This window comes from Parabacteroides sp. Y3-G-102 (genome assembly GCF_023656845.1).
Taxonomy (GTDB): domain Bacteria; phylum Bacteroidota; class Bacteroidia; order Bacteroidales; family Tannerellaceae; genus Parabacteroides; species Parabacteroides distasonis.
Map to the genome: position 1 here is coordinate 81625 of NZ_JAMOKU010000004.1, position 14709 is coordinate 96333.

The following is a 14709-nucleotide window of genomic DNA, read 5'->3' on the forward strand; positions in this document are numbered from 1 at the left end:
CACATACACATATGAAAAAAGTATATATATCAATTGCCAGCTTATTGTTGTGCGGTAGCATGTTAATGGCTCAAAGCCCAGCTAATCGTACATCGAAGACGATCGTTGCCGATGTATTGGCACAGATGCCGGCGGAGCAACAAGCTGAATATAACAAATTAATTAATGACCTAAGCTCCACTGGCGAGGAAGGGGTCTTGATGTTGATTAACAAGATTAACGCTCCGGGAAAAGGCAGTAACTCGAACGTGGATTATGCGTTAAGCGGATTGACTCACTACGTGATGGCGAAAGGTGAGGAAAATGCCCGTCTAGCAACAGCCAACGCATATTTGAAAGCCTTGGATAAGGTGAGCGACCGGGAGACAAAGGCTTTTATTATCCGGCAGCTTCAATTACTGGGAAAAGATGAGTGTGTGGATACGCTGGCTAGCTATTTGAACGATGAGAGCCTAAGCGGTCCTGCTGCCCGTGCGTTATCCGCAATCCGTACCGATAACGCTAAGAAGGTTTTGGTGGCTTCCTTGATGCGTCGTTCCGGTACTCCGAAGACGCAAAAGGATATTATCCGTGCGATCGCTGACGTGCAAATCGCTGATGCGGAAAATGTATTGAAAGTGATGCTTGGTTCCAGCGATGAGAATATGCAGAAAGAGGTTCTTTATGCGTTGAGTCGTGTAGGTTCTAAAGCTTCTCTAGGCGATTTAGCCGCCGCTGCGGAGAAAGCCGGTTATAAAATGGAAAAGACCGGGGCGAATGAGGCATATATCGCTTTGATAAAACGTGTCCTTGAGCAAGGCGATACCAAAGACGCGGAGAAAGCAGCGAATGATTTATTGAAGAAGTCTACGAAAGCGGGCATGACACAGACCCGTGAGGCCGCTCTTCAGATTCTATTAGCCGCTAAGCCAGAAGCCGCTACGAAGAATTTATTATCGGCTTTGAAAGATACGGATAAGGGATACCGTAATGCGGCTTTGAACTTCGCATCGGGTTTCGCTGATCAAAATGTTTATATCGAGGTCATGAAACACATGTTAAAGGCGAAGCCGGAAGTCAAGGTGGATATCTTGAACTGGATAGGCCGTGAAAGCAAATGCCCGTCTAAACATGACATGATCAAGAATCTGGAACTTCGTTTTGATCTACCAGCGAGACAAGTTCTTTTGGACCAATTGAAAGATAAGGATTTCTATGTGCAACAGGCCGCTGTTTGGGCCTTGGTTAAAATCGGTGATAAGAGTGTCATTCCTGTGCTGGCGGATTTGTTGAAGAGCAATGACAAGCAAGTGATATTATTGGGTCAAGATGCTTTGATGGCATTTAACGGCGATATTGATCAAGCGGTCGCTAAAGTGATCCCGTCTGCTTCCGATGCCGGGAAAATCGCTGGTCTGGAGCTGTTGGCGATACGTATGGCCGATGCGAATCTGAATACGGTACTGGATCAGATTAAATCCGGCTCTCCGGAGGTGAAGAAAGCCGCTTATACCGCATTGAAAGATGTAGTGTCTGAGAAAGATTTCACTTTATTGTGTGGAATGTTGGAGACGGCGGAGGCTTCCGCTATCGCCCCGCTTCAGGATGCGGTCATTGCCGCTATCTCTAAACAACCGGCGGCAACTCAAGTATCTAACGTGAATCGCCGTATGGTACAAGCGGGAGATAGCAAGAGATATCTTTATTATAAGGTCTTATCAGCGACTGGTGAGAAAGAGGCTTTGGCTACGATCGTGGAAGGATTGAATAAAGGGAATGGAGCGGCCAAGGATGCGGCTCTTGACGCTTTGTTGGCATGGAAGGGTATTGAGGCTGCCGATGAACTATTTAAGGTTTGCCAATCAGCCTCTTCCGATCAAGTATTCGACAGGGCGTTAAAGCGTTATGTGCAGTTGGTATCTAATCCGGCATTTACGAGAGAGAATCGTTTGTTGAGCTTGCGGAAAGTCATGGAGATCGCCCGGACGAGTGAGCAAAAGGCTCTTATTTTACGTCAGATCCAACGGGCGGATACCTTCTTGGCATTGATGTATGCGTCGGAATTCTTGGATTCAAGCGATGCGGCTGTTCGTTCTGCGGCTGTTTATGCGGTTTGGAATATCGCTCGTAACCATCCGGAATATAAGGGTGACAATGTGAAGGCAATCTTGAAACGTGTTTTGACCATGTTTGACGGGGAAGACGCTCGTTATGATATCGATGCCTTGAAGCAACATTTAGATGCGATGCCGGACGAGGTTGGATTTGTCTCTATCTTTAATGGTAAGGATTTAACGGGTTGGAAAGGTTTGGTTGAGAATCCGATCGCCCGTGCGAAAATGAAACCGGCTCAATTGGCGAAAGCGCAGGAGAAGGCGGATGAGAATATGCGTCGTGACTGGAAAGTGGAGAATGGCCTGTTAGTATTTGACGGTACTGGGTACGATAACCTATGTACTGAAAAGCAATATGGTGATTTCGAGATGTATGTTGATTGGATGTTGGATCCTAAAGGACCTGAGGCTGATGCCGGTATTTATCTGCGTGGTACTCCTCAAGTCCAGATCTGGGATACTTCTCGGGTAAATGTTGGTGCGCAAGTAGGTTCCGGAGGCTTGTATAACAATCAGGTAAATGAGAGCAAGCCTTCGAAAGTGGCCGATAATAAACTAGGTGAATGGAATTCCTTCTATATTAAGATGGTTGGCGACCGTGTGACGGTTGTCTTGAACGGAGAAAAAGTGGTAGATAACGTGATTCTGGAAAACTATTGGGATCGCAAGCTTCCGATTTTCCCGGTAGAGCAAATCGAGATGCAAGCGCATGGTAGCAAGGTTTATTACCGTAATATCTACGTGAAGGAATTAGAGAAACAAGAACCGTTCCAATTGTCTCCTGAAGAGGAAAAAGAGGGTTTCAAGGTTTTGTTTGACGGAACGAATATGCATGAATGGACTGGAAATACGGTTGATTATATCTTGGAAGACGGCTGTATCTCTATGGTTCCAAGCAGTAGCTTCGGAGGTAATCTGTACACCAAGAAGGAATACGGAAACTTTATCTATCGTTTTGATTTCCAGTTAACCCCGGGAGCTAATAACGGTGTCGGTATCCGTACGCCGATGGAAGGAGACGCAGCATATGTAGGTATGGAAGTGCAGGTCTTGGATTGTGAACATCCTATTTACCAAGGAAACATCACTCCGCTGCAACATCATGGTTCCGTATACGGTATCATTCCCGCCCGTGAGGATCATCCGAAAGCGTTCAAGCCGGTTGGAGAATGGAATACGGAAGAGATCATGGCGGATGGCGATCATATCCGTGTGACGGTGAATGGAGTCGTAATCTTGGATGGAAATATTCGGGATGCCGTGAAGAATGGTACGCCGGATGGAAAGGAGCATCCGGGTTTGTTTAACAAAAAAGGTCATATAGGTTTCTTAGGACATGGTTCCCCTGTCAAATTCCGCAATATTCGTATCAAGGAATTGAAATAATTTATATCAGGCTTTGAATATATAAAGAGATTGTCTTGAGTGATTCGAGACAATCTCTTTTTTATTATAGGGGATTTATACTATTTAAATTATATCTTTGTGAAATCATAGTGTAATTTTATCGGAAGGGATATTTTTATGGAGGATATACAGACTCAATTGGATCAATGTAAATTGTTATTAGATAGAGCGGAAGTTGGCTTGTGGGAAGCCGATTTTGTTCAAAGAAGTTATATCTGTTCCGATTATTTAATGAGTATATTTGGGAAGAAGGGGAATAATCTCTCTTTTTTTGAATTTTACTATATAATCCGGGAAGACTTTAGGGATCTGATTACTACGGATTTTTTATCGATCCAATCTGTCGATACGTATGAGCAGATATTTCCGATAATAACACCGACTGGGGAAAAATGGGTACGCTCCAGATTATGTGAGCGTAAGTTGAATAATGGAGTGTGCGTAAAAGCGTTGGGCATATTACAGATTTTACCTAATTTCAAACTGAAAGAGGAAAAGATTAGTAAGATGATCGATCATAATGAGATGATTTTCCGAAAGCTGTATGTAAATTTACCTGTGGGAGTCGAGCTTTATGACAGGGACGGTTACTTGATTGACCTGAACGCAAAGGATATGGAGATATTCGGTATCCGGTCAAAGAAGGACGTTTTAGGAGTCAATATTTTTAGCAACCCGATTATGCCTAAAGATGTGATCAAGAAACTCAAGGAGAATAAATCCGTGAATTTCCGGCTGAATTATTCGTTTAAGAAGGTCGATGATTATTATAACACCTCGAAAGTAGGCGAGATGGATATCGTTACCAAGGCCAGTATTTTATATGACCAAAGAGGTGAACCTTCCAGCTATTTACTTATTAATTTGGATAATACGGAAAAGATGATCGCCTATAACCGTATTTCTGAGTTTGAGAATGTATTTACCTTGGTCAGCGTATACGCTAAAGTCGGTTATGCCCTTTATGACTTATATACCTTTGAGGGCTATGCCATTAAGCAATGGTATGAGAATATGGGAGAGAAGGATGGAACCCCCTTGTCCCAAATTATTGGGATTTATTCTTATATTCATCCGAACGACGCTGGATATATAAACTCATTCTTTGAGGAGGTGAAACAGGGTAAAGCGCATCATTTCCGTAGGGAAGTGCGTGTGAAGTCTGGTGACGGATGGAAATGGATTTGCGCCAATATCACCCGTAACCCTCAAAGCGTAGACCCGAATAAACCGGAGATGATCTGTATTAATTACGATATCACGGAGTTAAAGGACTCTCAATTGAAAAGGGAAAGGGCGGAAGAACTGGATCGTTTGAAGTCTGCCTTCCTAGCGAATATGAGTCATGAGATTCGTACGCCATTAAATGCCATTGTCGGTTTTTCTCAATTATTGGCGGAAACGGATGATCCCGAGGAGAGGCATGAGTTTGTGGAAATCATCGATAGCAATAATCGGATGTTGCTTCAATTGATCAGTGATATTCTAGACTTGGCAAAAATTGAATCCGGTACGATGGATTTCAAGTTCGCCGATATGAACGTAAAAGAGGTGATCAATGAGATCGTGACCTCATTCCGTATCAAGATGCCCGATAACGTAGCTCTGATCGCTCCCCAAGATTCACCGGAATGCCAAATCTATAGCGATCGTATGCGGCTGACGCAGGTAATATCCAATTTCCTTAACAACGCGATCAAGTATACGAGCGAAGGTTGTATCACCTTAGCTTACGAGATCATAGGTGATGAGATAAAATTCTCCGTGACTGATACGGGGGATGGCATGAGCCAAGAGATACAAGCCCATATCTTTGATCGTTTCTATAAAGGAAATACGTTTAAACAAGGTACGGGCTTGGGGCTATCTATTTGCGAGACCATCGTAAATAGGCTAGGTGGTCGGATCGGTGTAAATTCCGAGTTGGGCAAAGGCAGTACGTTTTGGTTTACGCATCCCTATTCCTTCTCGCCGAACGCTAAATCTCCTGCATCGCCTAATCCGGGAACGATATAAGAATGATCGTCGAGGTCATTATCTAATGCGGCGATCCAGATTGTAGTCTTGTCATCCGGCATTTTCTTCTGCAAGTATTCCAAGGCTTGTTTGCTTGAGATGATGGAGGCTACGTGTACATGGCCGGGTACTCCTTTGGTCAGCAGGGCCTCATACGCCAATTCCATAGAGCTTCCGGTGGCCAACATCGGGTCGGATATGATCAAGGTTTTACCTGTTAAGCGAGGAGAGGCGATATATTCGATATGAATATCAAAATTCAAACGGTCTTTATATTTGCGGTAAGCGGATACGAAAGCGTTCTCCGCATTATCCAGATACCGAAGGAAACCTTGGTGGAATGGAAGTCCGGCACGCAAGATCGTACTAATCACGATTCGATCGTCCGGCGTATTCATCGGGGCTATACCTAGCGGGGACTGGATGTCTTTCGTACTGTAATGAAATTCCTTACTGATCTCGTAAGCCATGATTTCTCCGATACGCTCAACATTACGACGGAAACGAAGGCTGTCTTTTTGTATATCTACATCTCTAAGTTCGGCTACGAACTTGTTTAATATGGAATTTGTGTCTCCAAGATTGACGATTCTCATGAGTCTTTTTTTTGAGCCCAAAAGTAATCATTTCCGGACACTAAAAATCATAAGTATGAAATTTTTCATTCATAGTTATAAATGAAAGATTTCATACTTATGGTTTTTTATCCCCTTACCGGGGATATTTTTACTACGTTTTCGGTGACTTTATTATTTCAGGTGGGCATTCATCGCCTCAAGGAGGAATTTACCCGGTTTGAATTTTACGGTCGTACGAGCGGGGATCATTACCGGAGTACCTGTTTTAGGATTTCTGGCAAGACGCTGTGTTTGCGGTCTTGGGATCAGTGTTCCAAATCCGACAAGTACGATTTCCTCATTTTCGGACATACGCTCAGTTACGATCTCGATGTAAGCATCCAATACTTTCTTTGCTTCTTGCTTTTGTAACCCGGTCTTGTCTGCTAAAGCCTCTATAAGTTCTGCTTTGTTCATAAATGCAAATTTTTTAAATTGTTAAACACTACAAATGTACACTTTGAAGCTGGTTTTATAGTTACGTTTTGCAAAGATACATTTGCATTTGAGTTTCTTATTAAACAAGGCCTACAGATGTTTGTTACATTTTTAAGAACAAAAAATGTTAATAATGTGTCAGTTTGCGAATTTCGAAACATTTATTGAATCTTGATATACCCGATTCGTGTGTACTTGATAGTACGGGATTCTATATGTTTTAAGACCTTAGCGGAAGTCAAAGTCAATTTTTCCCCTACTTGGAAAGCATGAGCGCCCGGTGGCAACGTTTGCGTGGTAAGACTACGATCTTTCGCTTTTATCCTCAATAAAAAGTAATTCCCGGCGATGTCCACGGCCGTGAGCAATTGATCTACATAGAAATATTCGGTACCACGGATAATCTGTGTCTTGTAAGAATCGTCTTCAATGCGGACTTTTGTGATTGTTAACTTTAAATCGCTCAATTTTTCTCCCGGTGTTCCTACAAAGCGGCTTACAGGCATTTTATATTTCTTACGGGTCTGTAGGTCGAGATAGATTTTACTGTAGGTCACCGCTAACTCTTTAAAACGCATCTCGCTTTTTACGTGAGGCTCATATTTATCGGCTATCCAAACGACGTAACGGGGATCGATCGTATAGATGTCATGCAAATGGTATCCTCTGTATTTACCGAAAGAAATAATATCGTCTCCATTATCGGGAGAGTCTTTGATATCTGTCGTTATAAATAAAGGTAGAAAGGAGTTGCTTACCATCTTAATCGCCTTATTCACCGAGCTGATGGCATTCAAGTCGAGATTCGCCAAATAGACCGTCGGATGATAAGTGGCCGAAGGCGTAAAGAACCAAAGCGTATAATATAAGGTCTTTGAGGTAGGCAAAAGAATGTAGTACCGCCCTTTGTCTGACGTTTTTCCTCGATTGAACGTGTTTAACTTGTCGAGGATCATCTTCTGTATTTCACCGGATAGGCCGGACGTGTTCTCATCCATACGATCAACTCTATATACAAATCTACTGAAAAAATCCGGAACTACATAATTTGCGGATGAGTTATTTATGACTACTTTTGCCCTAAAAATAAAATAGACGATGAGAATAGAGCAGAATTATTCGTTGGAGAAACACAATACGTTCCATCTCCCAGTAAAGACACGTTGGTTCATGGAGTATGAGACGGAGGAGGAGTTGCAACGAATCTTACATGATGAATACTTTCAGGAATGTTTATCCTTGCATATAGGAGGCGGGAGCAATCTATTGTTCATCAACGATTATAATGGCATTATCATCCATTCCCGAATCAAGGGGATTTCTATCTCGGCGGAAACGGACGAGTATGTATCGCTTCGTGTCGGGGCTGCGGAGATCTGGGATGATGTCGTGGCATACGCCGTATTGAAAGGTTGGGGAGGTATAGAGAATCTTTCTTTAATACCCGGTGAGGCGGGCGCTGCCGCTATCCAGAACATCGGGGCTTATGGTATGGAGATCAAGGATGTGATCGAGAGCGTGGAGGCTTATAACCAGTTGACATTCGAGAAACGGACTTTTACGAATACGGATTGTGAATATGGATATCGTAATAGTTATTTCAAGAATGAGCATCATGACCCCCACATCATAACTTATATTACGCTTCGACTATCCAAGAACCCTAGCTTTTCGGTTAATTATGGGAACTTAAAGGAGGAGTTGACGAAATATCCGGAAGTTACTTTGGAAACGATCCGTGAGGCTGTCATAACAATTCGCAGGCAGAAGCTTCCCGATCCGGAAGTATTAGGCAACGCAGGCAGTTTCTTTATGAACCCGATAATTACGGCAGAGCATTTTGAGAAATTGAAAAAGCAATTCCCGGAAATCCCGTCTTATCCCGCTTCGGAAGGAAAGATCAAGGTTCCGGCCGGTTGGTTGATCGAGCAATGTGGGTTTAAGGGTAAAAACCATGGGCCGGTAGGTGTTTACGAGAAACAAGCGTTGGTATTAGTGAATTTAGGAGATGCCCGGGGGCATGAGATCGCGTTGGTCGCGGAGAGCATTCGTACCGCCGTAAAAGATCGTTTCGGTATAGAGCTTATGCCTGAGGTTAAATATGTCGGATAATGAAAATCGTTTTTTTAGGAACAGGAACGTCTACGGGCAATCCTGAGATAGGTTGCCAATGTGAGGTATGTACTAGTAAAGACCCCCGTGATTGGCGTCTACGGGCTTCGATCTTGGTAGAGACGGAAGGGAAACGGATATTGATCGATTGTGGTCCGGACTTCCGTTGGCAAATGATAACCAATAAGATTTACTATTTTGACGCCGTTTTAGTAACTCATGAGCACTACGATCATGTAGGTGGCTTAGATGATCTACGTCCTTTTGGCCGGTATAAAGATGTGGATATTTATGCGGAAGACAATGTCGTGGAGGCGATAAAGACTCGCATCCCTTATGTCTTCCGGGAGCATAAATATCCGGGAGTGCCTAATTTGGTTTTGCATACGATCGGGACGAAACCGTTTGAGGCCGCCGGTGTCATGATCACTCCGATCCGTGTAATGCACGCTAAGCTGCCGATCTTAGGTTTCCGTATCGGCAATATGGCTTACTTGACCGACCTTAAATATCTTCCGGAAGAAGAGTACGCTAAGTTGGAAAACCTTGATGTATTGGTTATTGATGCCCTTCGGAAAGGAGAGCATCAATCGCATGAGAGTCTGGAGGAAGCCTTAGCGAATATATCCCGTATCCAGCCCAAGGAGGCCTATTTAATCCATATGAGTCATCGCATAGGGTTGCATGCGGTCATTGAAAAAGAGTTGCCTCCGCATGTACATTACTCATATGATGGATTAACGGTGACTTTTTAAGTCATATATTGAAAAGATTCTTTATCTTTGCCAGCTGAAAATCTAGAGAATAGCTGCTTTTTTAAGTTAGTCGCTTATAGCAGGAGTGGTATATAATAAAAAACAATAATAGACTGTATGAATTTATCGTTTAAGAACGTACTATGCGTATGTTGCTTATTGCTGTCGGGATCTGTGTATGCACAGGTTCCGCAAGACTTGATTGACAAGGCGAAAGCCGCTGGAATGTCGGATACGCAGATCCAGCAGGAATTAGCCAAGCGTATGAAACAAGAAGGGGGATCAGTCGGATCTCAAGCTACCGCTACCGATGCGAAGGTTAGCGACCGGGTAATGCCGGTAATCGATGAAGGACAATCCTTAGAAGCCCAACGTAGAAATAATCTTCCTGCTTCAGCCATGGAGAATACTGTATTCGGGCATGAAATCTTCTCAAACAAGAACTTATCTTTTGCCCCAGATTTAAACATCCCTACACCTAAGGATTATGTGCTTTCCGCTGGTGATGAGTTATTGATTAATGTATGGGGAGATTCCGAGCTAAACTTGAAATTAAAGATCTCTCCGGATGGTACGATCCTTGTACCAAATTTAGGTCCGGTGTCGGTCAGTGGATTGACGATCGCTGGCGCTGAGACTCGTCTGCGTCAGGAGTTGAGCCAGATTATGTCTACGCTGTCTGGTTCGGGAGAGGGGAATACCTTTGTTTCCGTCAGTTTGAGCCAGATTCGTAGCATGAAGGTGAATATTGTCGGCGAGGTAGTCGCTCCCGGTACGTATACATTACCTTCATTCGCCACATTATTTAATGCGTTGTATGCCGCCGGTGGTGTGAATAAGATCGGTTCTTTGCGTAGCATCAAGGTATATCGCAATAGCAAGGAAATCGCTAATCTCGACGTATATGATTATTTATTGAACGGAAAGTACACAACGAATGTTCGTTTGGAAGAGAACGATATGATTATGGTAGGCCCGTACGACCAGTTAGCGGTGGTTCGAGGTAAGGTGAAACGTAATCGTATTTTCGAGTTGCGCAAGGGTGAGACCTTGAAGCAATTGCTGGATATGGCCGGCGGATTTACCGGCGACGCTTATACGAAGGACGTACAAGTGAAGCGTAAATCAGATAGTCGTTACCAGATCTCTACGGTTTCGGAAGATAAGTTCGCTTCTTTCGTGATGCAGGATGGCGATTCTTTGCTGGTAGATTCCGTTATTCCTTTTTATGAGAATCGTTTGATCGTGACGGGAGCAGTATGGCGTCCGGGAGAATATGAGTTAAGTCCGTCGGTTCGTACGGTAAAGCAATTGGTAAAACAGGCCGCAGGTCTTAAAGGAGACGAGTTCGCCGGCCGTGCCTTGATTACCCGTTTGAATCCGGATTTCACGACTACGATGATCGCCGTGGATATTCGTGGTATCTTGAACGGTACCGCTCCAGATGTGGAGTTGCAAGCGGAAGACCAATTAAGCATTCCTTCCCTATTCGATTTGCGCGAACCTTATACGATCAAGGTTGGCGGAGCCGTGAATTATCCGGATACGGTGCTTCCGTATCGTCATAATTTGACAATAGAGGACGCTATCATGATGGCCGGTGGCTTAAGAGAGTCCGCTTCTTCTATTAATGTAGAGGTAGCCCGTCGTGTGAAGGATCCTAGTTCCAATCAGAATGTCAACCGGATCGCTGATGTATATAACTTCTCGTTGAGTGAGGACTTCAAGTTGAATGCGGGAGATACGATCTTTACGCTGGAGCCGTTCGATGAAGTTTATGTTCGTTTCTCCCCGGGGTATCATGAGCAACAGGTCGTGAAGGTGAACGGCGAGATCACTTTTGCCGGTAGCTATGTATTGGCTACGAAGAACGCACGTTTGAGTGACATTGTCGCGAAAGCGGGAGGCGTTACCCCAGAGGCTTATGTAAAAGGTGCCAGCTTGAAACGTCAGTTGACAGAAGATGAATTGAAACGCATGGAGACCCTTCTGGCTTTAAGTGAGGCGAATAAGCAAAGCCGGGATTCCATCGGTGTAGCGTTGATGAATGTGAAGGACTATTCCGTAGGTATTGATTTAGAGAAAGCGTTGGCAAATCCGGGCAGTATCGATGATGTCGTGCTTCGTGATGGTGATGAACTTTATATTCCGCAGTTGCAAAGTACGGTGAAGATGAGTGGAGCCGTGACTTATCCGAACAGCGTGACTTACACGAAAGGTATGTCAGTTACGGATTGCTTGTCTCAAGCCGGTGGTTATAATGATATCGCACGTAAGTATCCGATCGTAATATATATGAATGGTAAGGTCGCTACGACGAAGCGTACCGCTATCTTTTTCAAGCGTTATCCGAAAGTGGAGCCGGGCTGTGAGATCGTAGTTCCGACGAAGACGCAACGTGAGCGCCGAAGCTTGGCTGAGATCATGAGTATCAGTAGCTCCGCTACCTCTATGGCCGCGATGATTACCTCTATTGTTAACATGATTAAAAACTAATCAGGCATGGATACGATAAACGAGATAAAAAGACAAGAGTTACCTGAGGAGCAGGAGATCGATTTAATCGAACTGGCGCAAAAACTGTGGAAAGAGCGTAAGTTCTTATTGAAAGGCTGTGGTATTGCGGTGGTAGTAGGTTTGATTGTAGCTTTCAGTATTCCCAAGGAATATACAACTACGGTGAAATTGGCACCAGAGACACAGGATGCGGCAAAAAAATCTAGTCTTGGCGGTTTGGCTGCTATGGCTGGGATTAATCTGAATGCCGCTGCCGGTGCGGACGCGATCTCTCCGGATTTGTATCCGGATGTGGTGCAGAGTACCCCGTTTCTGTTGGAATTGTTTCCGGTAGAGGTTACCGATAAGGAAAAGGAGTTAAGCACTACATTGTATGATTATATGAGTGAACATCAACGTAAGGCTTGGTGGGGATATATTGTCTCCGCTCCATTCAAGGCGTTGGGTGCGGTAATGAGTTTAATCTCCGGTGACGAGGAAGAGTCTGAGGGCTTGAATCCTTACCATTTGACAAAGGATCAAGAAGAGGTGGTGAAGGCCTTGCAGGAGCGGGTTTCTGTTTCCGTGGACAAGAAGACCTTGGTTATCACGGCTTCCGTACAGATGCAGGACCCGGTTATTTCCGCTCAGATGACAAAGGTCGTTTTGGAAAACCTCCAGAATTATATTACGAATTATCGTACGCAGAAAGTAAAGCAAGATTTGGAATTTACCCAGAAGGTATTTGGCGAGTCACGTGACGCTTATTATAAAGCGCAACGTGCGTACGCTGCTTTCGAGGATGCCAACCGTAATATTATCTCTTCCAGCTACCGTACGGAGCAGGAACGTTTGAAGAATGAGATGACCCTTACGTTTAATGTTTACAATACGTTGGCGCAGAAGTTGGAGCAAGATAAATTGCGTGTACAGGAAGAAACTCCGGTGTATACCGTAATCGAGCCGGCTACCGTACCTTTGAAAGCATCTTCTCCTAAGAAGGCACTTATCTTGGTCGGTTTTGTCTTCCTCGCTTTATTCGGATGTATCGGATATTTATTCGTAAAAGATATGTTTGTGTCAGCATTCAAGAAAGAAGGGACTGAAGCTTAATTCCCGCAAACCGTAAAATAGACCACGGCCTCGTCATGACTGACTTGTGCCGTGGTTTTTATTTGTGGGAATAGCCGATTGATCCGAGTAGTTATCGTATCGCATAAGTTGGGGTAAAAGTTCTCCAAGGTTTCTTCATAGGGCTGCTCATTGAAGCAGCAAAGGCTTCCTTCATTATAGAATAAATCCATTGCCAACCATTGATTTTTCATTTTCCACTCCATCGAGTCATTCATTTGAACCTGTAAATCTAAAGAGGCGCTTTGGATGAAGAGATTCATCGCGCCACTCTTGCCTTTTTTACTAATTAGATCAGCTAATTCCGGAATGATCTGTGCGGGGTACATCTGTTGCTTTTTCGCTGTCTCTACCAATAATTTTCGATTGTAGGACACCACGAATATACCCTCGTGGTAGTAACAACCTAGAAAATGCTTATCAACATCCGGATAGTATCTAACAGGAACGGAAGCTTCCTCTCGTTGCTGGGCAGGAAAAGTGAAAGAAGCGTCCAGTTGCTTGAAAATACGCTCTGCCGTATGACTATCCATAGGGGCGTACAAGATATCCCCTTGTGGATAATAAGCGATCAAGAAAGACGATAAATCCGGATTTTGCTGTATTAAAGAGAGGAAAATAGCGGGCGTATGATCCGAGAACGCCTTGCGTATATTCTCCATGGGTAATATCATCTTCTCGAATACAGGAGGACGATTGATAGCAAAAATTGCTGTGGGGGTCGGGATGACCAAGCTATAGGGATCTACCGTGGCGACAAATTGCTCGTCGCTCATATTCTTGTAAAAGTACCTCACGCAAACGATCGTAGCCAAAAACAAGACAATGAATGCCATTATGTCTTTCTTGCCGATCCTCATGTTTGCTTTAGGAAGTATTTACACCAAGGCTTTAATCCGCATTCCTCACATTTCGGTTTCCGGGCGAGGCAAACATATCTTCCATGTAATATCAACCAGTGATGGGCGATGGGGATCAGTTCTTCCGGAATGTTCTTCACTAGCTCCTTTTCCGTTTCCAAGGGTGTCTTGCTATTATTGGTCAAGCCGATCCGGTTGGAGACACGGAATACGTGCGTATCTACCGCCATGGCTGGCTTGTCATATACAACGGATGCGATTACGTTCGCAGTTTTTCTTCCTACACCCGGAAGTTTCTGTAGCTCGTCAATATCGGAGGGAACCACGCCTTTGAAGTCCTCTATCAGCATCTTCGCCATACCTACCAGATGTTTAGCCTTATTGTTCGGGTAAGATACGCTTCGTATGTATTCAAAGACGACTTCTGGTGTGCTAGCTGCCATTACCTCGGGAGTAGGGAAAGCCTCGAACAGGGCAGGAGTGATCATATTCACTCGCTTATCCGTGCATTGTGCGGATAGGATTACCGCTATCAATAATTGATATGGATTGTCATAATGTAGTTCAGTCTCGGCTACCGGTACGTTTTCCTTAAACCAGTTTAATACGCCTTTATATCTTTCTTCTTTTCGCATTGTTTTTTCGGTTTCTATTTTTCGCATCCTAAAGGTATAACTTTTAAAAGGAATATACAAGCGGAGATGTGCCAAAAATAAGATACTCCCGAATTGTACGAATAAATAAAAAAGTACCGATCTCCTTCTTCCATCTAAGAGAGAAAGAA

11 protein-coding genes are annotated in these 14709 nt (G+C 44.0%); 6 read left to right on the forward strand and 5 right to left on the reverse strand.

What is annotated here, in order from left to right:
• The first annotated feature begins 11 nt into the window (after positions 1–11).
• Positions 12–3479, forward strand: coding sequence for a DUF1080 domain-containing protein (locus NBH16_RS03030; protein WP_250788094.1), 3468 nt, complete (start codon positions 12–14; stop codon positions 3477–3479).
• A 138-nt stretch (positions 3480–3617) separates the two neighbouring features.
• Positions 3618–5516 carry a PAS domain-containing sensor histidine kinase gene (locus NBH16_RS03035; RefSeq protein ID WP_022192157.1) on the forward strand — a complete coding sequence of 633 codons (1899 nt, stop codon included), beginning with the start codon at positions 3618–3620 and terminating at the stop codon, positions 5514–5516.
• On the opposite strand, the gene upp is transcribed toward NBH16_RS03035, so the two are convergent.
• The 3 genes from upp to NBH16_RS03050 form a co-directional block, all read right to left on the reverse strand.
• Positions 5459–6112 (reverse strand): uracil phosphoribosyltransferase, encoded by a 654-nt coding sequence (gene upp, locus NBH16_RS03040; protein ID WP_022192158.1) that lies wholly within the window; start codon positions 6110–6112, stop codon positions 5459–5461. The two genes, NBH16_RS03035 and upp, sit on opposite strands and share 58 nt — an antisense overlap.
• 153 nt (positions 6113–6265) lie before the next feature.
• Positions 6266–6550, reverse strand: a complete 285-nt coding sequence (locus NBH16_RS03045) for an HU family DNA-binding protein (RefSeq protein WP_005856836.1) — start codon at positions 6548–6550, stop codon at positions 6266–6268.
• A gap of 182 nt (positions 6551–6732) precedes the next feature.
• A complete protein-coding gene (locus NBH16_RS03050; RefSeq protein ID WP_022192159.1) occupies positions 6733–7569 on the reverse strand; it encodes a hypothetical protein in 837 nt (278 codons plus the stop codon).
• 100 nt (positions 7570–7669) lie between these two features.
• Between NBH16_RS03050 and murB the strand changes: the two genes are divergently transcribed.
• From murB to NBH16_RS03070, 4 genes are all read left to right on the forward strand, one after another.
• Positions 7670–8683 (forward strand): UDP-N-acetylmuramate dehydrogenase, encoded by a 1014-nt coding sequence (gene murB / locus NBH16_RS03055; protein WP_022192160.1) that lies wholly within the window; start codon positions 7670–7672, stop codon positions 8681–8683.
• Complete coding sequence (locus tag NBH16_RS03060) at positions 8683–9438, forward strand: MBL fold metallo-hydrolase (protein ID WP_005862219.1); 756 nt, start codon at positions 8683–8685, stop codon at positions 9436–9438. The genes murB and NBH16_RS03060 overlap by 1 nt, the downstream gene beginning before the upstream one ends.
• A 117-nt stretch (positions 9439–9555) precedes the next feature.
• Positions 9556–11934 carry an SLBB domain-containing protein gene (locus NBH16_RS03065; RefSeq protein ID WP_048927322.1) on the forward strand — a complete coding sequence of 793 codons (2379 nt, stop codon included), beginning with the start codon at positions 9556–9558 and terminating at the stop codon, positions 11932–11934.
• A gap of 6 nt (positions 11935–11940) precedes the next feature.
• On the forward strand, positions 11941–13047 hold the full coding sequence (locus NBH16_RS03070) for a Wzz/FepE/Etk N-terminal domain-containing protein (RefSeq protein ID WP_048927321.1): 1107 nt from the start codon (positions 11941–11943) through the stop codon (positions 13045–13047).
• Here the strand turns inward: NBH16_RS03070 and NBH16_RS03075 are convergent.
• Positions 13044–13925 (reverse strand): hypothetical protein, encoded by an 882-nt coding sequence (locus tag NBH16_RS03075; protein WP_250788095.1) that lies wholly within the window; start codon positions 13923–13925, stop codon positions 13044–13046. The two genes, NBH16_RS03070 and NBH16_RS03075, sit on opposite strands and share 4 nt — an antisense overlap.
• Positions 13922–14560, reverse strand: a complete 639-nt coding sequence (gene nth, locus NBH16_RS03080; protein ID WP_048927319.1) for an endonuclease III — start codon at positions 14558–14560, stop codon at positions 13922–13924. Before nth ends, NBH16_RS03075 begins: the two co-directional genes overlap by 4 nt.
• Positions 14561–14709: the final 149 nt, after the last annotated feature.

Coding starts and splice junctions, on each gene's coding strand:
- NBH16_RS03030 (WP_250788094.1), top strand. CDS start 12: ATGAAAAAAGTATATATATCAATTGCCAGCTTATTGTTGTGCGGTAGC.
- NBH16_RS03035 (WP_022192157.1), top strand. CDS start 3,618: ATGGAGGATATACAGACTCAATTGGATCAATGTAAATTGTTATTAGAT.
- upp (WP_022192158.1), bottom strand. CDS start 6,112: ATGAGAATCGTCAATCTTGGAGACACAAATTCCATATTAAACAAGTTC.
- NBH16_RS03045 (WP_005856836.1), bottom strand. CDS start 6,550: ATGAACAAAGCAGAACTTATAGAGGCTTTAGCAGACAAGACCGGGTTA.
- NBH16_RS03050 (WP_022192159.1), bottom strand. CDS start 7,569: ATGGATGAGAACACGTCCGGCCTATCCGGTGAAATACAGAAGATGATC.
- murB (WP_022192160.1), top strand. CDS start 7,670: ATGAGAATAGAGCAGAATTATTCGTTGGAGAAACACAATACGTTCCAT.
- NBH16_RS03060 (WP_005862219.1), top strand. CDS start 8,683: ATGAAAATCGTTTTTTTAGGAACAGGAACGTCTACGGGCAATCCTGAG.
- NBH16_RS03065 (WP_048927322.1), top strand. CDS start 9,556: ATGAATTTATCGTTTAAGAACGTACTATGCGTATGTTGCTTATTGCTG.
- NBH16_RS03070 (WP_048927321.1), top strand. CDS start 11,941: ATGGATACGATAAACGAGATAAAAAGACAAGAGTTACCTGAGGAGCAG.
- NBH16_RS03075 (WP_250788095.1), bottom strand. CDS start 13,925: ATGAGGATCGGCAAGAAAGACATAATGGCATTCATTGTCTTGTTTTTG.
- nth (WP_048927319.1), bottom strand. CDS start 14,560: ATGCGAAAAGAAGAAAGATATAAAGGCGTATTAAACTGGTTTAAGGAA.